The organism is Halobacillus dabanensis (assembly GCF_900114165.1).
Taxonomy (GTDB): domain Bacteria; phylum Bacillota; class Bacilli; order Bacillales; family Halobacillaceae; genus Halobacillus; species Halobacillus dabanensis.
In genome coordinates this window covers 1-22,348 of the sequence record NZ_FOSB01000008.1, presented here as the reverse complement: position 1 = coordinate 22,348, position 22,348 = coordinate 1, and the positions used below count along the sequence as shown (strand labels likewise).

The 22,348-nt window shown below is 44.9% G+C and carries 16 protein-coding genes and 2 pseudogenes; 2 read left to right on the top strand and 16 right to left on the bottom strand.

The genetic code is table 11. The features are described from left to right. Positions 1-37: 37 nt before the first annotated feature. From BMZ58_RS13925 to rpoE, 6 genes are all read right to left on the bottom strand, one after another. Entirely contained in the window at positions 38-1,324 is a 1,287-nt protein-coding gene (locus tag BMZ58_RS13925) for a UDP-N-acetylglucosamine 1-carboxyvinyltransferase (RefSeq protein WP_075037175.1), read from the bottom strand. A gap of 68 nt (positions 1,325-1,392) precedes the next feature. Beyond that, the gene (fsa, locus tag BMZ58_RS13920) at positions 1,393-2,034 is read right to left on the bottom strand and encodes a fructose-6-phosphate aldolase (RefSeq protein WP_075037174.1); all 642 of its coding nucleotides are present in this window, start codon (positions 2,032-2,034) and stop codon (positions 1,393-1,395) included. A gap of 123 nt (positions 2,035-2,157) precedes the next feature. Further along, on the bottom strand, positions 2,158-3,021 hold the full coding sequence (gene fba / locus BMZ58_RS13915) for a class II fructose-1,6-bisphosphate aldolase (protein WP_075037173.1): 864 nt from the start codon (positions 3,019-3,021) through the stop codon (positions 2,158-2,160). 158 nt (positions 3,022-3,179) lie between these two features. Then, a complete protein-coding gene (locus tag BMZ58_RS13910; protein ID WP_075037172.1) occupies positions 3,180-3,551 on the bottom strand; it encodes a response regulator in 372 nt (123 codons plus the stop codon). Positions 3,552-4,564: 1,013 nt separating this feature from the next. Then, the gene (locus BMZ58_RS13905; protein ID WP_075037171.1) at positions 4,565-6,169 is read right to left on the bottom strand and encodes a CTP synthase; all 1,605 of its coding nucleotides are present in this window, start codon (positions 6,167-6,169) and stop codon (positions 4,565-4,567) included. Between the two features lie 292 nt (positions 6,170-6,461). Next, on the bottom strand, positions 6,462-7,001 hold the full coding sequence (gene rpoE / locus BMZ58_RS13900) for a DNA-directed RNA polymerase subunit delta (RefSeq protein ID WP_075037170.1): 540 nt from the start codon (positions 6,999-7,001) through the stop codon (positions 6,462-6,464). 254 nt (positions 7,002-7,255) lie between these two features. Here rpoE and BMZ58_RS13895 point away from each other — a divergent pair, with 254 nt between their 5' ends. Continuing rightward, positions 7,256-7,570, top strand: a complete 315-nt coding sequence (locus tag BMZ58_RS13895) for a hypothetical protein (protein WP_075037169.1) — start codon at positions 7,256-7,258, stop codon at positions 7,568-7,570. Between the two features lie 219 nt (positions 7,571-7,789). Here BMZ58_RS13895 and icmF read toward each other — a convergent pair whose 3' ends face one another. The 8 genes and pseudogenes from icmF to BMZ58_RS13850 form a co-directional block, all read right to left on the bottom strand. After that, positions 7,790-11,035 (bottom strand): fused isobutyryl-CoA mutase/GTPase IcmF, encoded by a 3,246-nt coding sequence (gene icmF, locus BMZ58_RS13890; protein WP_075037168.1) that lies wholly within the window; start codon positions 11,033-11,035, stop codon positions 7,790-7,792. A 15-nt stretch (positions 11,036-11,050) separates the two neighbouring features. Further along, entirely contained in the window at positions 11,051-11,683 is a 633-nt protein-coding gene (locus tag BMZ58_RS13885; protein ID WP_075037313.1) for a TetR/AcrR family transcriptional regulator, read from the bottom strand. Between the two features lie 2 nt (positions 11,684-11,685). Next, complete coding sequence (gene meaB, locus BMZ58_RS13880) at positions 11,686-12,624, bottom strand: methylmalonyl Co-A mutase-associated GTPase MeaB (protein WP_075037167.1); 939 nt, start codon at positions 12,622-12,624, stop codon at positions 11,686-11,688. 12 nt (positions 12,625-12,636) lie between these two features. Next, positions 12,637-13,776, bottom strand: a complete 1,140-nt coding sequence (locus tag BMZ58_RS13875) for an acyl-CoA dehydrogenase (protein WP_075037166.1) — start codon at positions 13,774-13,776, stop codon at positions 12,637-12,639. A 13-nt stretch (positions 13,777-13,789) separates the two neighbouring features. Beyond that, positions 13,790-14,936 (bottom strand): annotated as a pseudogene (locus BMZ58_RS13870) (acyl-CoA dehydrogenase). A 21-nt stretch (positions 14,937-14,957) separates the two neighbouring features. Next, the gene (locus tag BMZ58_RS13865; RefSeq protein ID WP_075037165.1) at positions 14,958-15,809 is read right to left on the bottom strand and encodes a 3-hydroxybutyryl-CoA dehydrogenase; all 852 of its coding nucleotides are present in this window, start codon (positions 15,807-15,809) and stop codon (positions 14,958-14,960) included. Positions 15,810-15,822: 13 nt separating this feature from the next. Then, positions 15,823-17,010, bottom strand: a complete 1,188-nt coding sequence (locus tag BMZ58_RS13860) for an acetyl-CoA C-acetyltransferase (RefSeq protein WP_075037164.1) — start codon at positions 17,008-17,010, stop codon at positions 15,823-15,825. 605 nt (positions 17,011-17,615) lie between these two features. Beyond that, entirely contained in the window at positions 17,616-19,748 is a 2,133-nt protein-coding gene (locus tag BMZ58_RS13850; RefSeq protein ID WP_075037162.1) for a 4Fe-4S dicluster domain-containing protein, read from the bottom strand. A 214-nt stretch (positions 19,749-19,962) separates the two neighbouring features. Between BMZ58_RS13850 and cls the strand changes: the two genes are divergently transcribed. Continuing rightward, positions 19,963-21,150 (top strand): cardiolipin synthase, encoded by a 1,188-nt coding sequence (gene cls / locus BMZ58_RS13845; protein WP_075037161.1) that lies wholly within the window; start codon positions 19,963-19,965, stop codon positions 21,148-21,150. Between the two features lie 135 nt (positions 21,151-21,285). Here the strand turns inward: cls and BMZ58_RS13840 are convergent, their stop codons facing one another. Together BMZ58_RS13840 and BMZ58_RS13835 are read right to left on the bottom strand one after the other, a co-directional pair. After that, positions 21,286-21,465, bottom strand: coding sequence for a XapX domain-containing protein (locus tag BMZ58_RS13840; RefSeq protein WP_075037160.1), 180 nt, complete (start codon positions 21,463-21,465; stop codon positions 21,286-21,288). Between the two features lie 672 nt (positions 21,466-22,137). After that, positions 22,138-22,348: pseudogene (locus tag BMZ58_RS13835) on the bottom strand (transposase); the annotation flags it as partial.

The window sequence follows — 22,348 nt, the reverse complement described above, 5'->3', positions numbered from 1 at the left end:
CAAAATCCCACTCGCATAACTAAAGGTGATTATCTGACTATGAATTTTGGAATTGCTCGATTTCTTCTTCTGACATTTCTTCGTACCAGACTTTTGCACCTAATTCAATCAGCTTATTCGTAATATTTTCATATCCTCGTTCAATATGATCGACACCTGTGATTTCAGTGACTCCTTCTGCCATAAGACCTGCAATGACAAGCGCTGCTCCAGCACGTAAATCCGTTGCTTTCACTTTCGCTCCTTGCAGTTTCGATGGTCCTGTTACAATAGCAGAGCCACCTTCCACTTTGATGGACGCATTCATCCGTCTCAGCTCATCCACATGTTTAAAGCGAGCTTGATAAATCGTATCTGTGACAACCCCTGTCCCTTGGGTTTGAGTGAGCAGTGATGTGAACGGCTGTTGTAAATCCGTCGGAAAGCCGGGATAGACGAGTGTTTTAATATCGACACTGCGCATTTCTTTTCCAGGTCGAATATAAAGTTGCTCGTCATTTTCTTCGATCGTGACCCCCATCTCTCTCAGCTTAGCTAAAAGAGATTCCAAATGTTGAGGAATAACGTTATCTATAATCATTTCCTCTCCTTGAGCGGCGGCCATAATGGTGTAGGTACCTGCCTCAATACGATCTGGAATGATGGTATGAAGGCACCCTTTCAATGTTTCCACACCTTCAATCCGAATGACGTCTGTGCCTGCCCCTTTGATCTTGGCGCCCATACTCGTTAAGAGTGTAGCAACATCGATGATTTCAGGTTCTTTGGCTGCATTTTCAATGACAGTCTTCCCTTTGGCACGTACAGCAGCGAGCATGATGTTGATTGTAGCTCCTACACTCACAACGTCAAGATAAATCCTCGCACCGCGTAACTCCCGGGCACGCAAATAGATGGCCCCCTGCTCATTAGTCACTTTAGCGCCAAGTGCTTCAAACCCTTTGATATGTTGATCAATAGGCCTTGGACCTAAGTGGCAACCTCCAGGTAAACCGATGACGGCTTTATTGAAGCGTCCGAGCATAGCACCCATGAAATAATAAGAGGCTCGCAATTTTTTGACTTTTCCATTCGGCAAAGGCATGTCGACCATTTCAGAAGGATCGATATGTACAGTTCTTCCATCTTTACGTACCGATCCACCGATTTCTTCTAATAAATCTGATAGAATCCCTACATCCGAAATATCCGGAAGTCCCTCAATTGTAACTGGCGATTCTGCCAGTATGGCGGCAGGCAATAAAGCAACGGCACTGTTTTTAGCACCGCTGACCCGAACCTGACCTCTTAAAGGTCTTCCACCTTCTACTAATAGTTTATTCATGTAGAACTCCTCGCTTTAAGGTGAAGATTATGTCTATAGTATGTGCAATTTTTTCCATAACACACCTATTATTTTTGTTGATTCCAGTCATTCAGGAACTTTTCAATTCCCTGATCTGTTAAAGGATGCTGAACGATTTGATTCAATACTTTAAACGGCACCGTAGCAATGTGCGCACCATGAGAGGCCGCTTCCGTTACATGGACAGGATGGCGGACAGAGGCGGCGATGATTTCGGTATCAATCGCATGAAGATCAAAAATCTCGGAAATCTGTGAAATGAGTTCTACTCCGTTATGGCCAATGTCATCAAGTCTTCCTAAAAATGGCGAGACATAGGAAGCCCCTGCACGCGCAGCCATCAACGCTTGATTTGCCGAGAAAACCAGGGTCACGTTCGTTCTGATGCTCAAATCACTGAATGCCTTGACCGCTTTCAACCCTTCCATTGTCATTGGAACTTTGACTGTGATATTCGGGGCGATAGCGGCGAGCTCTTTCCCCTCTTGAATCATGCCCTCTGCATCTTCTGATATAACCTCTGCACTGACGGATCCGTCCACCTCATCAGTTATTTCCTTGAGTCGCTCATGGAAAGAGACCCCTTCTTTTGCTACAAGACTAGGATTAGTCGTCACACCTGCCAGAATCCCTAATGCATTCGCTTCTCTTATATCCTCAATATTCGCTGTATCGATGAAAAATTTCATATCCCCACTCCTCTTCGCTTCATTTTGATGCTCCAAGTTGATGAAAAATGTCGAATGATGGCGTTTTCATGAATAAATTAAAAGCAAACCGCTACGGTGTAGCGGTTTACTGTTTCCCTGTTATTATGCTTTTTGAGAAGAACCAAACTCACGCATTTTACCAATAACTGTTTCCTTGATCGCGTCACGACCAGGTCCAAGATATTTACGTGGGTCATATTGTTCCGGCTGTTCAGCAAGAACTTGGCGAACGGCTTTACCCTGAGCCATTTGGTTCTCTGTATTTACATTGATCTTAGCTGTACCGAAAGAAATAGCTTTCTTGATATCAGCTGTCGGGATGCCTGTACCACCGTGAAGGACAAGTGGCTTATCAACAAGACCCATAATTTCTTCCATGCGATCAAAGCCAAGGTTCGGCTCACCTTTGTAAGGGCCATGTACAGAACCTAGAGCAGGTGCAAATACGTCAACATTTGTTTCGTCGACCAATTGCTTACATTCGGATGGGATAGCATACGCTGCTTCTGCATCGTCAACGATGATGTCGTCTTCTTGTCCACCTACACGGCCAAGCTCTGCTTCAACAGATACTCCGTGGATGTGTGCAAGTTCAACCACTTTACGAGTAACAGCAATGTTCTCTTCCAGTGGATCGTGGGAAGCATCGATCATGACAGAAGTGAAACCAGCGTGGATCGCTTCTGCACATTTTTCAAAGCTTGAACCGTGGTCCAAGTGAATCGCAACAGGTACCGTTGTACCATAAGACTTCATTAGTGCTTTCACCATGTCGACGACAACGTTGAAACCACCCATGTAGCGGCCTGCTCCTTCAGATACACCCAAGATTACTGGGGACTGCTCTTCTTCAGCAGCCTGAAGAATGGCTTGAGCATATTCTAAGTTATTAAGGTTGAACTGACCTACGCCGTAGCGTTCTTCCTTAGCTTTTTCTAGCATTTCTTTCATTGATACTAGTGGCATGAAAGAATCCTCCTTTAGTTAACGTACTGTTCCTTATTTACAAGTCTGTTCCCATACGAAAACACACCATGTAAGTTTGGTTACAGTATTAGAATACCAATACCCTTTCTATGGTGCAACATCAGGAGAATTATATAACGCTTACATTAAGAAAAAAGTCATGAACGACTATGAACAAGGGTTCCGTTTACCAATTCTTTCAAATTATGGATGTCAAATGGCTTGGTTATGATATCAGTTACAAAAGGAAAATCGACTTCTTTTTCAATGGATTCTTTGGAAGCTCCCGTTATAACCACTACAGGTGAGCTGAAATCCATTTCTTCTAAATAAAGCAGAACATCTTTGCCATGCATGACCGGTAGATTGTAATCCATAATGATGAGGTCTAGGTCTCCTTCTTCAACCAGATCACACGCTTCTCTTCCTGTTTTGGCAGTAATTATCTCGTAACCCTCTGTTTTTAAAATTTCTTCCAATAGAAGACGTATCCCTGGTTGGTCGTCCACGATAAGGATTTTATTAGCCATGCTTTCTCCCGCCTTTCTTTAAATAAGTTTCCAACACCTAAACCTTATACCTCTTTTTCTCTAAATATGTATTTTCTAGGGATACCCCTCGCATTCCTGCAGCACATACGTTCTATTTGTCAAAATTTCTGTAAACCCCCTCCACCCTCCCCAACTTCCACAAAATGCTCCCTATTCTTGAAGACTCCGTTTCGAGACTTTTTATGGGTGGATAGGTGCGGCGGGGAATAACTCGCTTTCCGCGGGAGCGCGGTGAGCCTCCTCAGGCCAAAGCCTTCCGGGGTCTCACCAAGCACTTTTTTCCGTTCTTACACCTGAATGGACCTACATTCAAAGGATTGCATAAGCCATATGTGTGCTATCCAGCTCCAGTGCCTAGCGGCTAGTGAGACTTCCCTCGCTTCTGTACGATAAGTCAACATCGAATCGCTACGCTCTTCGTGTTTCCTTTATCTCCTCCAGCTCAGTCCAGTCCATACGCCGCTGACCAAGGGACTTCCGCTTTCACATTAGGAGTCTCGCAATTCCCCTCTGCACCTTGCGAAAATCGATTCTCGAAACCACTCCAATATTGGGACCGGGCTGATGAGCATAAGGTATTCCCATGGTGGAAACCTTGCTATAGAGCGTTATATTCCCATAAGACAGGGATGCTGGAAGACGCACCTTCCTGGTAAAGGGATTCGTTTCTCATTAACTTCGAATGGGGTGGTGGAGAAGCTGCGAGACTCCTGTGGGAGAAGGAGGTAGGTGAGATCCCGTAGTGCGGCAGACCGCCCGAGGAAGCTCGCCAGGTCCCCCACAGGAAAGTGTTCAAATGCGGAATCGTCCTGGTAGACACGAGTGTCTGGACGATAGAGCTAGACGAGTAGCTTCCCCACCACCCCTTACCTTCATACGGCAACGGATCCCGTTTATCTCGAAATCGAGTCTTACGGAATACTGCCATTTTGTTGAAGATATAGAAAAAGAGGCGTTGTCTTTTTGGACATCGCCTCTTTGGGTTGGAAAAATTATTGATGAGTTTTCATTGCTGCGCCGACAAAGCCGTAGAATAATTCTTGCGGACGTGTCGGGCGGGACTTGAATTCCGGGTGGAACTGGCTGGCAACGAACCAAGGGTGATCTTCCACCTCGATGATTTCCACCAAACGTCCATCAGGACTTGTTCCAGAGAATGTAAATCCTGCCGCTTCCATCTGCTCACGATAATGGTTGTTAAATTCAAAACGGTGGCGGTGGCGTTCATATACAACTTCCTCCCCGTACGCTTCCATCGCTTTCGTACCTGCTTGCAGACGAGAAGGATAGATTCCTAAGCGAAGAGTCCCTCCCAAATCCGATACTTCTTTTTGCTCTGGAAGAAGATCGATGATTGGATGTTCGGTTGCTGGATCAATCTCAGCGGAGTGTGCACCTTTCAAGCCGAGAACATTACGAGCAAATTCGACGGTCGCCAGCTGCATACCTAAGCAAATTCCTAAGAATGGGATATGGTTTTCACGTGCATAACGGATCGCGTCGATTTTACCTTCGATTCCACGGTCTCCGAACCCGCCTGGAACAAGAATACCATCGACTCCTTGAAGCTCCTCTTGAACATTGTCAGGAGTCAAACCTTCCGAATTCACCCATTTGACTTCCACATCAGAATCATAACTATACCCAGCATGCTTCAGTGATTCGACAACAGAAATATAGGCGTCCGGGAGCTCTACATACTTACCTACAAGAGCAATCGTCGTTTTATGCTGCAAATTTTTCACACGATCAATCAACTTGTTCCACTCTGTCATATCTGCAGGCGGACAATTGAGACCGAAATGGTTACATGTAAGTTCATCCAACTTCTGTTCTTGTAACGTAATCGGGATTTGATATAGTGTGTCAGCATCTCGTGCTTCGATGACCGCATTCTTGTCGATATCACAGAACAAGGCAATCTTCTCTTTCATATCTTCAGAAATCGCCATTTCTGTACGCAGGACAATCACATCCGGTTGAATTCCTAGAGAACGCAGCTCTTTGACACTGTGTTGGGTAGGCTTTGTTTTCATTTCACCCGCCGCATTCAAGTAAGGGACGAGTGTGCAATGCAAGTACATGACATGCTCACGTCCAATGTCACTCTTAATTTGACGAATCGCTTCAAGGAATGGAAGGGATTCGATATCACCGACAGTACCGCCGATTTCCGTGATGACGACATCTGCATTAGTCTCGTGACCCGCACGGAATACACGCTCTTTGATTTCATTGGTAATATGCGGAATGACTTGTACCGTCCCCCCCAAGTAATCGCCACGACGTTCCTTCTTAATTACATTGGAGTAGACTTTACCTGTCGTTACATTACTGAACTTGTTCAAATTGATGTCAATGAATCGCTCATAGTGACCCAAATCAAGATCTGTTTCTGCACCATCCTCGGTAACGAAAACTTCTCCGTGTTGGTATGGACTCATTGTCCCTGGGTCTACGTTGATGTAAGGGTCGAACTTTTGAATGGTTACTTTTAATCCTCTATTTTTCAGAAGTCGACCTAATGATGCAGCCGTAATCCCTTTACCTAAAGATGATACGACACCGCCAGTTACGAAAATGTATTTTGTTGCCACGTTGAATCCCTCTTTCTCTATTTGTCTTATTTAGTTATTCACTAATCCATCTCATTTGATAAGAGGCTTTTACAGAAAAGCATGAGTTTCCACAACATTTCTCTATCGAAGAAAAACTGGAAGCTTGATCATGCAACAGCACAGGCGCCTTAGCCAAAACTAAGGCGCCGACCATTTTCATATAAAAAACAAAAAACGCTCCCCTCTCTCGGGGAGCGTTTGGAAATTTCGTTTCAGGAAATTAAAGAGCCCAAATAAGATTCTACTTTTATGACTTTTAAAAGTCAACATCTTATTTATCTTCTTCGTCGTCATCTCCAATGAAGCTGATGTCATCCTCGACCATTTCTTCCTCTTCTTCGTCGAGATCATCCTCTTCGTAATCACCTTCAATATCGTCATCATCGTCATCCAGATCCAAATCTTCATCCGTCAATTCGAGATCATCTTCCAGCTCATCTTCATCTGCATCATCGTATTCAGAAACACCCAACTCGTCTTCAAGCAATTTGGAAGGCTTCTTCTTCTTTTTCTTTTTACGCTTTTGTGGAAGGTTGGCGATCTCCTCTTCCATCTGTTCCACAGGGTACCATTTCTTCAGTCCCCAACGGTTCGTTCCAATAGTCATGAATTGACCGTCGATATTCATGTCCGTATAGAACTGTGCGATGTACTGTTCTTTTTGCGCCTCTGTGAAACCTTTCATCTCTGCAATGCGATGGAAAATTTCGTTGAAGTCAATCGCTTCACGTTCTTCCTCCAGGATTGTAGTCGCAAGGTCAATCATGGAAATTTCTTGAATTTGGTCACGGCTCATTTCTTTTAAGCTCACGGTCCAGCACTCCTTTATATAGACAAAATAGAATAAATAATCTCATAGGCATACGAATCACATTTAATCATACCATCCATTATATGATTTGGTATAACAAAAATCAAATAGAGCCATGCCCTCTTCCATTTTCTAACCAAACTTACATGAAAATAAACTTTCCATATAGAATAAAGATTAGACATAAATCTTGGTGTTCCTGCCATTTTAATTTAAACTATAGGTAGAAAATGTTGAATAAGGAGAGACGAAGGATGCAAAATCACCCTTTCAATTGGATTGCCACAACGATTGCAGCTCTGGCTATTGGCATATGGCTTTTCACAAGCTACGGCATGATCCACGAAGAGCATATGGAAGAAGCAGAAGTTTCCACGAAATCTCATAATGATGAAGGTTACTTTATTGAGGTCGAGGATAAAAAAGTACATGTGAAAGATACGAGTACATGGATGCTTCTGGAAGAAGGACAAACATACAATATTACGTATGAATGGTACGGGATGAAGAAACCTTATGTAACAGCAGTGAATCAGGCCCATGATGACGACCAGGTCGGCGGTCACTAATAGAAAAGCCCTCGCTTTCCAATAGGCGAGGGCTTTATTTATTCAACCTGATTCCGTTTTGTTCACCAGTGTTTGAAGGTCAGGGAAATCACTAACTTTCTATGACCTTCTTAATCATTTTGAGGGGTACAGAAGCTCGCCAGGCCCCCCGCAGGAAAGCGAGTGGTTTCCCAACCCGCCCCTTACTCTGTTACGGCAAAGAAATCCCTTAACTTAAGATTACATATTTCTTCTATATTGTCCGCCGACTTGGTAGAGGGCGTTTGTGATTTGGCCGAGGCTTGCTACTTTGACGGTTTCCATAAGCTCTTCGAAAATGTTGCCACCAGTGGCTGCAACTTGCTGCAGGCGGTTCAATGCTTGAGCTGCTTCCTCTTCATGAGAGTTCTGGAAGTTGCGCAATTCTGTGATCTGGTGTTCTTTTTCTTCTTTGGATGCACGGGCAAGTTCCATAGAGTCAATCTGTTCCTCAGAAGGTGGATTCGGATTCAGGTAAGTGTTCACCCCGATGATCGGCAGTTCTCCTGAATGCTTTTTCCCTTCATAATAAAGGGACTCTTCCTGAATTTTCCCTCTTTGATATTGACGCTCCATCGCGCCAAGGACGCCTCCGCGGTCGTTGATGCGTTCGAACTCTTGTAAAACCGCTTCTTCTACAAGGTCTGTAAGCTCGCGGATGATATAGGATCCCTGTAAGGAGTTTTCATTCTTTGTAAGCCCGAATTCTTTACTGATGATCATTTGGATCGCCATCGCCCGACGAACCGATTCTTCCGTTGGTGTAGTGATCGCTTCATCATAGGAGTTCGTGTGTAGAGAGTTACAATTGTCCTGAATCGCAATCAAAGCCTGCAATGTCGTTCGAATATCGTTAAAATCGATTTCTTGGGCATGGAGAGAGCGTCCGGATGTCTGAATATGGTACTTCAATTTCTGACTCCGTTCGTTTGCTCCATATTTGTCACGCATGACTACGGACCAAATACGGCGGGCGACACGCCCGAGGACGGTATACTCGGGATCCAGTCCGTTAGAAAAGAAGAACGATAAGTTTGGTGCGAATTTGTTAATGTCCATGCCTCTGCTCAAGTAATACTCGACATACGTAAAACCGTTGGCAAGTGTGAACGCAAGCTGGGTAATCGGATTTGCGCCTGCTTCAGCAATATGATATCCAGAGATGGAAACAGAGTAATAGTTACGCACTTCATTGTCGATGAAATACTGCTGGATATCGCCCATCATTCGGAGCGCAAATTCTGTGGAGAAGATACAGGTATTCTGCCCCTGGTCTTCTTTCAGGATATCCGCCTGAACAGTCCCGCGGACCGTATGAATGGTCTCTGCTTTGATCGATGCTGCTTCCTCAACATTCGGTTCCCGACCATTATCTTCTTTGAATTTTTCCAATTGCTGATCGATCGCTGTATTGAAAAACATTGCAAGGATGATAGGTGCAGGTCCATTGATCGTCATCGACACGGATGTGGACGGGGCCACGAGATCAAAACCATCATAAAGTTTTTTCATATCTTCCAGTGTACAAATATTGACGCCACTTTCTCCTACCTTCCCGTAAATGTCCGGGCGTTCATCAGGGTCTTCCCCGTACAGTGTGACAGAGTCAAAGGCCGTACTCAGACGCTTCGCATCGTCCCCTTCTGATAAATAGTGAAATCTCCGGTTCGTCCGCTCCGGTGTTCCTTCTCCTGCAAACTGCCGCTTCGGATCCTCTCCCTTCCGTTTAAACGGAAAGACTCCTGCAGTGAATGGAAAAGACCCAGGGACATTTTCACTGAGTAACCATGTTAACCGATCACCCCAGTCCATATATTTCGGCAAAGCGACTTTCGGGATCTTCGTACCGCTTAAACTCTCTGTCGTAATATCCATCGTAATCTCTTTGTCTCGCACTTTGAACTTGTAAGTATCTCCACTATAGCGCTCGTGAAGATCATCCCAGTCGTCCAGTTTATCTTTCGCCTCTTGTGACAACTTACGTTCATAGTCTTCTATCAAACGATGAAGGCTTTCTTTTGTACCTTCCTCCTCAAGCATTTCTACAGTGCCTTTCAGTTGGTACAATTTACGCGCTTTTTCCGCCTGGTCCTCTGTATCTTCATGATAATTTCGTACCGCAAGGGCAATGTCACGCAAATATTGTTTTCTTTCGTTCGGAATGATGACATTTTGTTTCTCTACTTTATCTACAACAGAAAAAGATGTCTCATCCTGCCAGGCGAATTTCTCATTCAACTTATCGATCAAAGCGGCGAATAATGTGTTTGTACCCGGGTCATTGAATTGACTAGCGATCGTGCCGTAAACAGGGAACTTGCTGTCATCTTCATGGAAAAGCATATGACTGCGCTGGTACTGTTTTTTCACTTGATTAAAAGCATCCTCTGAACCTTTTTGTTCAAACTTATTGATAACGATAAAATCAGCAAAATCAATCATGTCGATCTTCTCCAGCTGTGAAGGGGCACCGAATTCCGCAGTCATGACGTACATGGATAAATCCGTAATGTCCGTAATGGCAGCATCCCCTTGCCCTATTCCACTTGTTTCGACGATGATAAAATCGACACCGGCCGCTTTGACAACTTGAATCGCTTCTTCTACAGCTGTAGAAAGCTCCGAACGAGCATCCCTTGTAGCTAAGGAACGCATATAAACTCTCGGATTGAAAATTGCATTCATACGAATACGATCACCTAATAAAGCACCACCCGTTTTCTTTTTCGTAGGGTCGACAGACAGGATGGCGATCTTTTTGTCTGGCACTTCGTTGATGAAGCGGCGGATCAATTCGTCGGTCAATGAACTCTTACCTGCACCTCCTGTTCCGGTAATACCCAGGACAGGAATTGTCTTTTCCTGCATTTTTTCGACAGCTGTTTCAAAAGCAGCAACCGCTTCCCGTTCTTCTTTCGGAGTATTTTCCACATAGGTGATGAAACGGGCCATTGCTTGATGATTTCCTGCAGATAAATCTTTGACCCCTTGCTCGACATCCAGTGGGGGGAGAAAGTCACACTCTTCAATCATCAGGTTGATCATGCCTTGCAAACCGAGAGATCGACCATCTTCCGGTGAAAACACACGAGCGACTCCATAATCATGCAGCTCCTTGATCTCTCGCGGAATAATGACGCCACCCCCGCCGCCATACACACGGATGTGGCCCGCCCCTTTTTGATTCAAGAGATCGACCATATATTTGAAATATTCCACATGCCCGCCTTGATAAGAAGAAATCGCGATTCCTTGAGCATCCTCCTGGATAGCTGCATTGACTACTTCTTCCACCGAGCGATTATGTCCTAAGTGAATGACTTCTCCCCCAGTCGATTGTAAAATACGTCTCATAATGTTAATCGATGCATCATGGCCATCGAAAAGACTGGACGCCGTCACAAAACGGACGGGGTTTTTCGGCTTATAGATTGTCGGTTGTTCCATATCCGATCTTCCTTTCTATTGAAGTGTGCTTTCTACCTCACGATCGAGGCCTTTCAGCAACAAATGAATCTGCGTATCGGTATAAGTATCAATCGTAAATGTCCGTTGGAGGATCCATCTGCGGAATCCCCACATTTGGCCTTGCACGAAAATGTTATTGGCCATAAGTTTCACTTCTTCTTCGGTCAGCTGTCCGGGGAGGCTGTTCACAATCACCTGCTCCAGCATTGCCACCATGTCGCGTTCTTTTTGTAAAACATAATCTTGAGCATCACGGGAGAGCGACTTTACCTCCTGATACATGACGAGAACTTCATCCTGCATCTCATCCATCAATTGAAAATAAGAACGGATGGCATGGACAAGGCTGTTTGCACTCGTTTGGTTCGGATTTATGGACTCTTCCATACGCTCTTTTACCCGCTGATAGATTGAATCACAGACAAGGAACAGCACATCTTCTTTTTTGCGGATATATTCGTAAAGGGTGCCGATACTGAATCCTGAGGCCTTAGCAATCTCACGGGTTGTTGTTTTATGAAATCCCTTTTCCATAAAAAGTGTGACGGCGCCTTTGATCATTTGGTTTCTCCGTTTGGAGACGAGCGCTTCATCTTTGATAGTTGAAGGTACCTGTCTTTTCGCCAACATCACTCATCCTTCCTCGCCCATTCCTGAAACCAGGATCGCGCTAACTGATAAGGATCTGCATCTGGGTTTTGGAAAATCTCCATTTTTTTATGGTCCTTTTCCATTTCCGTTTTGACTTCGCGCCAAATTTCTTCGCGAATTAAATCATAGACTTCCAATTGAAGTTGTTGCTTTCTACGTTCCGCTCCTTTATCCGTCTGGTACAAATAAGATTGATGATCCTTTATCCTTTTCCATAAATCAGGCATTCCTTCAGCCTTTGTGGATACCGTTTGGACGATTGGAGGTTCCCAGCCTTCGGGTTGAACAATCATCATGTATTCCTTAAGTGTCGAGATCAGCTTCCGGACTCCTGGTAAATCCGCTTTATTAATAATGAATAGATCTGCAATCTCCATGATCCCGGCTTTGAAGATTTGCAGTACATCGCCACTATTCGGCGTCATGACAAGTCCCGTCGTATCTACCACTTTCATAATGTCCAGTTCTGATTGCCCGACGCCTACCGTTTCAACTAATACCACATCAAAGCCATACGCATCGCAAACACGGATGCTATCCTTCGTCGCTCGCGCCAGACCTCCAAGACTCCCTCTTGTTGCCATACTACGAATGAATATCCCCGGATCCATAAAATGCTGGTTCATTCTCGTACGATCTCCTAAGAGAGCCCCTCCGCTGAATGGGCTCGTCGGGTCGACAGCAATGACAGCAACCGTGAGATCCTGCTTCCTTAAATAGGTGAGCAACTGATTTATCAGTGAACTTTTACCAGCACCTGGTGATCCTGTAATGCCGACATAATGGGCTTGCTTCTGGATAGAAAAAATATCGCTCATCAATGCCAGCTTTTCTTCATCATCATTTTCAATCAACGTAATCGCACGGGCCAAAGCCCTCATATCCTGCTTCTGTATACGTTCGGCAAGTGAATGCATAGCCCTTACTCTCTATTTCGTAACCATGCGCCCGATTACGAGCCTCTGGATCTCCTGTGTTCCTTCGTATATTTGAGTGATTTTCGCATCACGCATGTATCGCTCTACTGGATAATCCTTCGTATAACCGTACCCACCATGGACTTGCACCGCTTCGGTAGTGACCTTCATTGCTGTATCGCCTGCGAACAATTTCGCCATGGCTGATGCCTCTGCATATGGCTTGCCTTCGGACTCTAAATAAGCAGCCTGGTATGTTAACAGCCGAGATGCCTCTATTTCTGTTGCCATGTCCGCTAACTTGAAAGAAATACCTTGAAGACTGGCGATCGGCTTCCCGAATTGTTCCCGTTCTTTGGCATAACCGACAGCTTCATCGAGAGCCCCTTGAGCAATTCCTACCGCTTGAGCAGCAATTCCATTTCGACCTCCGTCCAGAGTCATCATCGCTACTTTGAAGCCTTTTCCTTCTTCCCCTAGTATGTTTTCTTTCGGAATCTTGCAATCTTCGAAAATCAATTCCGTTGTTGGGGATGAACGAATGCCGAGTTTCTTTTCTTTCTTCCCTGTTGAAAATCCTGGCGTATCTTTTTCGACGATGAACGCACTGATTCCCCGGTTTCCTTCGTCTGGATTTGTTTTAGCAAATACGACGTAAATGTCAGCTACTCCGCCGTTTGTAATCCAAACTTTACTTCCATTCAACACATAATGGTCGCCCTCAAGCTTCGCCTGTGTCCTCATGGAAGAAACGTCACTGCCTGCTCCGGGTTCAGAAAGCGCATAGGCCCCGAGCTTTTCTCCTGAAGCCAACTGTGTCAGATACTTTTTCTTTTGCTCCTCCGTACCGAATTTGAAGATCGGCCAGCTTGCTAAGGAAATGTGCGCAGATAGAGTAACACCTGTTGATGCACAAACACGGGAAAGCTCTTCTACAGCGATGACGTAACTGACAAAATCAGAACCGATTCCCCCGTATTCTTCGGGCCACGGTATTCCTGTTAAACCTAATTCCGCCATTTTATCGAATATTCCACGATCGAAACGCTCTTCTTCATCACGTTCTGCAGCTGTTGGTTCCACTTCATTCTTAGCGAAGTCACGGACCATTTTTCTCAACATTTCCTGCTCTTCTGTTAAAGTAAAATTCATTTTTGACAGCCTCCTAGTCTCTAAGCAGATGATTTCCGATTACAACACGTTGAATCTCACTCGTACCTTCATAAATTTCACACACTTTAGCGTCTCTGAAGAATCGCTCGACAGCGTAATCTTGTGTAAAGCCATAGCCTCCGTGAACCTGCACCGCTTCAATCGCTGACTTCACCGCCGTTTTCGAAGCCATTAATTTAGCCATCGACACTTCTTTCCCGCACTTTTTACCTGCAGCCTGGAGAGAGGCAGCATTATATACTAGCAGCCTGGATGCCTCCACTTCTGTCGCCATATCAGCCAGTTTGAAAGAAACACCTTGCAGATGTGCAATCGAACGTCCAAACTGTTCCCGTTCTTTCGCATAAGCGACTGCGTGTTCAAGGGCCGCTTCCGCAATCCCGAGAGACTGGGCAGCAATGCCGATTCTTCCGATATTTAAATTGGCAAGAGCAATTTTGTAGCCTTCTCCTTCTGCTCCTAACCGCTGAGTTATAGGAATTTCGCACTGATCGAAATTGAGGGAAACCGTACTCGATCCGTGGAGCCCCATCTTCTTCTCCGCTTTTCCTATTGAAAAGCCAGGTGTGTTCCGTTCCACGATGAACGCGCTCAACCTTTTTTTTTGTATCCACACCAGGATTCGTACGAGCGAAAACGATGAATGTATCTGCGTTCCCTCCATTTGTGATGAACACCTTCGAGCCATTAAGGACGTAATGGTCTCCTTTTCTTTCGGCGCGAGTCTTCAAGCTGCTCGCATCTGACCCTGCGCTTGGTTCCGTCAAGGCGAAAGCACCCAAATACTCTCCCGTTGCGAGTTTAGGGATATATTTTCCCTTCTGCTCCTCGGTTCCGAAGTATAAAATCGGATTTGTACCGACAGAAGTGTGGACAGATAAAATCACTCCAAGGGTAGCGCTAACCTTGGATATTTCATGGATGGCAATGATATACGAGATATAGTCCATTTCTGCCCCGCCATATTTCTCTGGAATCGGCACACCCATCAATCCGATCTCTCCCATTTTCGGAATCAACTCAGAAGGGAAACGATCTTCACTTTCCATACGCTCTACGGCTGGTGCTATTTCTTTTTCCGCGAAGTCACGGACCATTCTCCTCATCATTTCCTGTTCATCAGTGAACTGCAAATTCATTATCGTTCTCCCCTTTACACGTTAATCGTAGGTGTAAAAACCGCGCCCTGCCTTTTTACCGAGCCACCCTGCTTTCACATATTTCCTTAAAAGCGGACATGGACGGTACTTGCTATCGCCGAATCCATCATGAAGCACTTCCATGATGGATAAACACGTATCTAAACCAATGAAGTCGGCAAGTGTGAGTGGTCCCATTGGATGGTTCATCCCTAACTTCATCACTGCATCGACATCCTCCGGAGATGCAACTCCTTCGTGAACCGTATAGATAGCTTCATTGATCATCGGCATCAAAATACGATTGGAGACGAAACCAGGGAAATCCTCCACTTCAACAGGAGTTTTTTCTAATTTCTTGGTCATATCTTCAATGGATTGATAGGTTTCATCGCTCGTTTGGATGGCTCGGATGATTTCGACAAGCTTCATGACAGGAACAGGGTTCATAAAGTGCATGCCGATGACTTGTGACGGGCGCTCTGTTGCTGCTGCAATCTCTGTAATCGGTAAAGAAGATGTGTTTGTAGCTAGAATTGCATGAGGTGGGGTAATTTCGTCCAACTGTTGAAAGACGCTCACTTTTACATCCATCTTCTCCACAACCGCTTCAATGACAAGGTCACAATCCGATGCCTCTTTCAAATCCGTCGTCCCTGTCAATCGCGCGTAGGCAGCGTCTTTATCTTCTGTAGTCATCCGACCTTTTTCTACTGCCCGTGCAAGGCGTTTTTCGATTCCTGACAAACCTTGATCCAAAGCATCCTGGCTCATATCGTTCAACTTTACATTCAATCCGGCCTGGGCGAAGACTTGAGCGATTCCCGCTCCCATTTGTCCCGCACCTATGACCATCACTCGGTTGATTGTCATGACACGTTCCTCCTTATTGTTTCGGTACTTCGATCAATACAGCATCTCCTTGGCCGCCACCAGAGCAAATGGCTGCAATGCCAAGGCCCCCGCCGCGACGCTTCAATTCATGAGCAAGTGTAAGAATGATTCTGGCACCACTTGCACCAATCGGATGACCCAAAGCCACAGCACCACCGTTAACGTTCACTTTTTCATGATCAAGTCCAGCGATTTTCCCACTTGCAAGGGAAACAGCAGCGAATGCTTCGTTCACTTCGAAAAGATCGATCTCGTCCAGGGACTTTCCTGATTTTTCCAGCAATTTATTGATGACAAGGCCAGGCGTTTGAGGAAAGTCTTGTGCTTCGACCGCTATCTCATCGTGCGCCAAAATCGTAGCAAGTGTCTCTGCTCCTAGTTCTTCCGCTTTTTCATCCGACATCAGTAACATGGCACAAGCTCCGTCATTGACTCCAGGTGCATTGCCAGCTGTGATGGTTCCTGTCTGATCAAAAACCGGGCGAAGTTTGGCTAGCGATTCGACGGTCGTATCTTTACGCGGGGCTTCATCTGTATCAATGACTTTTGGTTCCCCTTTACGTTGAGGAACTTCCACAGCAGTAATCTCCTCTGCCATCACCCCATCACCAATCGCCTTCACGGCTCTTTGATGACTTTGGTAAGCCCACTCGTCCTGAGCTTCTCTTGTCAATTCAAATTCTTTTGCTGTGCGGTTGCCGTAATTCCCCATATGAACGTTCTCAAAAGAGCAGGTCAACCCGTCATGGACCATCATATCTTTGACTGCACCATCTCCCATCCGCAAACCCCAACGAGCTTTTGGCATAAAATATGGTGCGTTACTCATGCTTTCCATCCCTCCAGCAACGATGATTTCTTCTTCCCCTAAACGGATGAATTGATCCCCCATCGTCACACTACGCATGCCTGAGGCACAAACTTTATTGACAGTTTCTGTTTTCACATCCCACGGAATTCCCGCCTCCCTTGACGCTTGGCGAGATGGCAGCTGTCCTTGACCGCCCTGCAAGACTGTCCCCATGATTACTTCGTCAACGTCTTCCGCTTTAACATTCGCACGCTCTAGTGCTGCTTTGATGGCGATTCCCCCAAGTTGTGCAGCAGTCAATGGTGCAAGAGACCCTCCGAATTTCCCAAAAGGTGTACGAGCTCCGGCTACAATTACAGTTTTACGCATATATTTTCCTCCTCTTTTATGTTAACGCTTACATAATTGACGATTGAACGCTCGCTCGAAACCGTCCCATAAGGAAAGTGTACATAAAACACTGTACACTTTCCACAATTTTCACACTATTTTTCATCACTTTCTTAGTTTTCGACGTTTCCTTTATTGAAAAGTAAGAAAGTATAAAATTGATCGCACTAAAATGAATGAACTTCATGCCGCCATATCCAGCTCCCGGACACTCGCGGCATAAGCAATCCGTCTTGCGAACCTCACAGGAAGCGGGGTCGTTCGGTGTTGCAACAGGACGTTGCGAACTTAACTGAACTTCTTTTTTTGACAAGGTCATCTTCCTCCAGCCGTTTTGCTTATGCGTTTCGTGTCTTTCGGGGCGCTTACGCTTTTCTATTGTCCAGCTCCAGCGCCCAGACACTCGCGACATAAGCAATCCGTCTTGCGGGCCTCACAGGAAGTGGGGTCGTTCGGTGTTGCAACAGGACGTTGCGAACTTAACCGAACTTCTTTTTTGTGACAAGGTCACCTTCCTCCAGCCGTTTTGCTTATGCGTTTCGTGTCTTTCGGGGCGCTTGCGCTTTTCTTAATCAAACGTTTGATTAAGCCGTCTTTTCTTCTGTTTTCTCAAACATCGATTTGGCTAAGATTTCTGCGATATCCATTGTACTGACTTCTTCTTCCACTTCCTTCGCTTTCGTTCCATCAGAAAGCATCGTCAGACAGAACGGACAACCACTGGAGATCATCGTTGGTTCTACTTCCAGGGCCTGTTCCGTACGTGCTACGTTGACACGGTTACCCGATTTCTCTTCCATCCACATCATACCGCCGCCGGCTCCGCAGCACATCCCGTTGGAGCGGTTACGCTTCATTTCGACCACTTCCACGCCCGGAATCATTTCGAGCACTTCACGTGGTGGTTGATATACTTCATTGTACCTGCCGAGATAGCAACTATCATGGTAGGTGATCTTTTCGTTTACAACCCCTTCAGGTTTTAAGCGTCCTTCTTTCAACCACTCTGACAGCATTTCCGTATGGTGATATACTTCTGCCTCAAGCCCGAAATCAGGGTATTCATTTTTGAAAATGTTATACGCATGCGGATCGATTGTGATGATTTTCTTCACATTATGCTTCTCGAATTCTTTCATGTTCTTTTCTGCAAGTTCCTGGAATAGGAATTCGTTCCCCATACGACGGGCTGTATCGCCGGAGTTTTGTTCTTTATTTCCAAGGATAGCGAATTTAATATCCGCAGCATTCATGAGTTTTGCAAATGCCATGGCGATTTTTTGACTGCGGTTATCATAAGATCCCATGGAGCTTACCCAAAATAAGTATTCAAATTCTTCGCCTGACTTTTTCAATTCTTTTACTGTAGGGATGTGGACATCTTCATCAAGCTGTCTCCAATCCTCACGTTCTTTCTTGGAAAGCCCCCAAGGATTCCCTTGACGCTCAATGTTCATCATGGCACGCTGGCCATCTGCATCCATCTTTCCTTCCGTCAGAACTAGGTAACGGCGAAGGTCGATGATTTTATCTACATGTTCATTCATGACAGGACAAGCGTCTTCGCAATTTCGGCATGTCGTACACGCCCAAAGTTCTTCTTCTGTAATGACATCTCCGATCAGACTCTTGCTATTAACAGCGTCCAGGGTAGCTGCTGCTTCATCTGACCCCTGGGATCGTGACATTTGTGCCAATGTATTCCCTTCGGTTCCGGAAAAAGCGTAAGAAGGAACCCAAGGGGATTGTCCCGTAACTGCCGCTCCTTTTTCTGTTAGATGATCGCGCAGTTTGATGATCAGATCCATCGGCGAAAGCATCTTCCCTGAGCCGGAAGCCGGACAAACATTTGTACAACGTCCACACTCCACACAAGCATAAAAATCGATCATTTGAAGCTGATTAAAGTCTTCAATCTTCCCAACCCCAAACGAAACATCCTCTTCGTCCGCGTCTTCATCCATCTCAAAGTTAATTGGTTTAAGTTTCCCTGGAGGCTCTTCTCTGCTTAAGAAAACGTTAACTGGAGCCGCAAGCAAGTGGGCGTGTTTGGATTGTGGTACATAGACTAAGAATGTCAGCAAAATCAACAAATGAATCCACCACATAATGAAGAAGACAGTTGCTGCTGCCACCGGAGGCAGCCAACCGAAAGCGCTTGCAATTCCGGACGCAACTGGTTCCGTCCATGCACCTTCATGGCCGTGCCAGATGATACCCATTCCATTTCCGACGAGTACTGTTACCATCAATGTTCCAATGAATATTAAAACAAGGCCCGCTTTGAAACCGCGTTTTAAACGAACAAGCTTCTCGATATAGCGACGATAAAATGCCCAGATGACCGCAACTAAAATAGTCAATGTCACGATTTCCTGGAAAAATGTAAAGCCAGGATAGAAAGGCCCTAAAGGCAAGTGTGAGTCTGGAGCCAGTCCTTTCCAAATAAAATCAATGGCTCCGAACTGAACCAGAATGAAACCATAGAACATCATCACATGGATGATGCCTGATTTTTTATCTTTTAACAACTTCTTTTGTCCAAAGACATAAATCCATATTTTCTGTAAACGTCTCTTCAACCGTCTGTCATACTCGAATTTCTTTCCTAATTTGATATAGGCTACTCGAGTCTGAACGACACGGACGAATAAGTACAGGCCGTACACTAGTACACCCAGAAACAAAATCCAGTTTGCCACCAACAACGGATTCATCGGTTCTCCCCCTCTTTGTTGTTGTCGCGCACGATGGCGACTTCCCTTTTCTCCGATCAGAAAATCTGACAGGTAATCTTAAAATTTTCTGAATCTTATAGCTTTACTATAAATTATGAATGAGCATTCAGTCAACACATTTTCGTTTTTTCCCTTTTTAAACTTCAAGAAACGGGGAAACTAGGGGGAAGAAACTTATATGGAGGGGTGAAAAATGTTCGTCACCTTTATTTTATTAATTATCTTATTGATATTATTACTGTTCATCGACTTCAAGTTAGGACGGGCGAAGCACCGGAAAAATCCTCGGACCCTTCCCTCACAGCAAGCAACCGGTAATTATAAACTTTTTAAAAACGGTTCCGTTCTTTTTGAAGAATTGTTTCAGAACATAGCCGATGCCGAGAAACAAGTCGATGTCTACTTCTTCTTGATAGATCGTGATTATATTAGCGAGAACTTCCTGGAAATCTTGAAAAATAAAGCTCGCAATGGCGTGTCTGTACGGTTACTGGTAGACAGGATCGGTGGATATAAGATCAATAAAAAAGCCCGAGAAGATTTGAAAGAAGCAGGTGTTGAGTTTCATTTCGCTGAAACGCCCGGTTTTCCCTTCTTTTTTTATCGATTTAATCGAAGGAATCACAGAAAAATTACAGTTATTGATGGGAAAATAAGTTATGTAGGTGGGTTTAACATAGGAAAAAACTATATCGGAGAGTCTGCCAAGTTCGGAAATTGGAGAGATTATCATCTAAGGTTAACAGGTCCAGTCGTATCTGATATGCACAAAATCCTGTTGGATGATTGGTACCTCGCTACAGGAGAGCAAATCGATCATTGCCCTCCTCCCAAGGAAGAAGGCAACTATAAACTGAGAATTATCCCCACAGATGGGGTAGAACTGGAAGGAGAATTCGATCATATCATCCAGTCTGCCAAGCAAGAAATCCTGATTGGCACCCCCTATTTCATTCCAACGGACCGTTTGCAAAACTCTTTAAAAACAGCAATAAAAAAAGGAGTCAACCTCATCATCATGGTACCGATGAAAGCGGATCACCCTTTTGTAAAGCCTGCAGCTATTCCTTACTTGGAGGAACTGTACCGGCTGGGAGCAAAGATCTATTTGTTCGACGCCGGCTTCTATCACTCGAAAGTCATCATGGTGGATGGGCAGTTTGCAGACATAGGAACAGCCAATTTCGACCGGCGCAGCTTATTTCTGAACAAAGAAGTGAACACTTATGTGTATGATGAAGCATTTATCGGCGAGTTAAAAAAAGGCTACATGGAAGATGTTGCAGATGCTATACCATTTGATGATCATTGGCTCAATCAACGTTCTCTCACCACACGACTGAACCAAAAAATAGCCATCCTCCTGAGACCTTTCCTATAAAAGGATCTTTAAGTCTAAGGGGGGATTGTAAAAGCGTCTAAATCGTGATGTTTGTAAATTTATTGAAGATCCCATTGCCTCCAGGTATATAGAGCCATTCCATGAACCTACCCATGATAACGAAGATCCAAGCAGTCATTTGAAAAATTCAGGCAGCATAGGGCCGATCCATGCCATAACTCTAAAACCCAGATAGATCCCAATGATCCCAGCGACGCCCGCAAATGCAGGTGGAGCCGGGATTGGTAATTTGAACGCGGCGAAGATAATGCCGACAATGAACCCTGTTATCAGTGCTAAGATTACTTCTTTCATTAGGAGCCAACCCTTCTATATGTAGGATAAGATTATCTTTTGCTTGCATGCCTTTTGTCATGCAAGCATCTTTTATTATGATACGAAACTTCGTTTCGATGATTCGGATTCCCCTCCTCTTTAACTCCTAAACGTATCTGCTCTCTACTAAATGTTTAGTATTCATGAAGACTCGATTCCGACATGTTAGTGGGATTTAAGGGTCGTTGGGGAAAGGCTCGCTTTCCTGTGGGGGAACTGACAAGCCTCCTCAGGTACGCCTTCCGGGATCTCGTCTAGCTCCTTCTCCCACGGGAGTCTCCCCTTTCCCCACGACCTATACCAAATATTCAAATGGAATCAATCATTTCTCTTACTTCTATTGGAGCTGGAAAACATTGCAGTCTTATAAGTAGATACTAAACTTTCCTACGTACACTCTTGGGTTTATTCTCATATGTGTCTAAAAAGCATGCACGGTGTTAATGTGCAAGACTCCTACGGAAGTAGTGTACTGTTCAAGATCCCACAGAGCGGTGTTCGAGGGAGCTTGAACGTATCTCCGCGGAAAGCGAGTACATTCCCGAGACCACTGAAAAAGTACGGTATTTTTTGTGAGAATACGGCTCAGCCCATAAAAAAACTCCCAAGGTCCATAAAAATGGATCTTGGGAGAGGCTGGTGGCCTCAGGTAGAGGATATTATCTTCGCTATCCTCTTCAAGTTAACCGCTATTGCCGTTAACTTGGTTTGTGAAGACACACTTCTTAGACCATACCCTTCGGCACGATCTAAACCATGGAAATTCTTCATTTCCCCATTCTTTCGTTCTTGTGCTGCACGTTCTTTGTATATCTCTTTAAATTCTTTGGTTTCCTGGCGTTGTTTATGTTCATAATATACA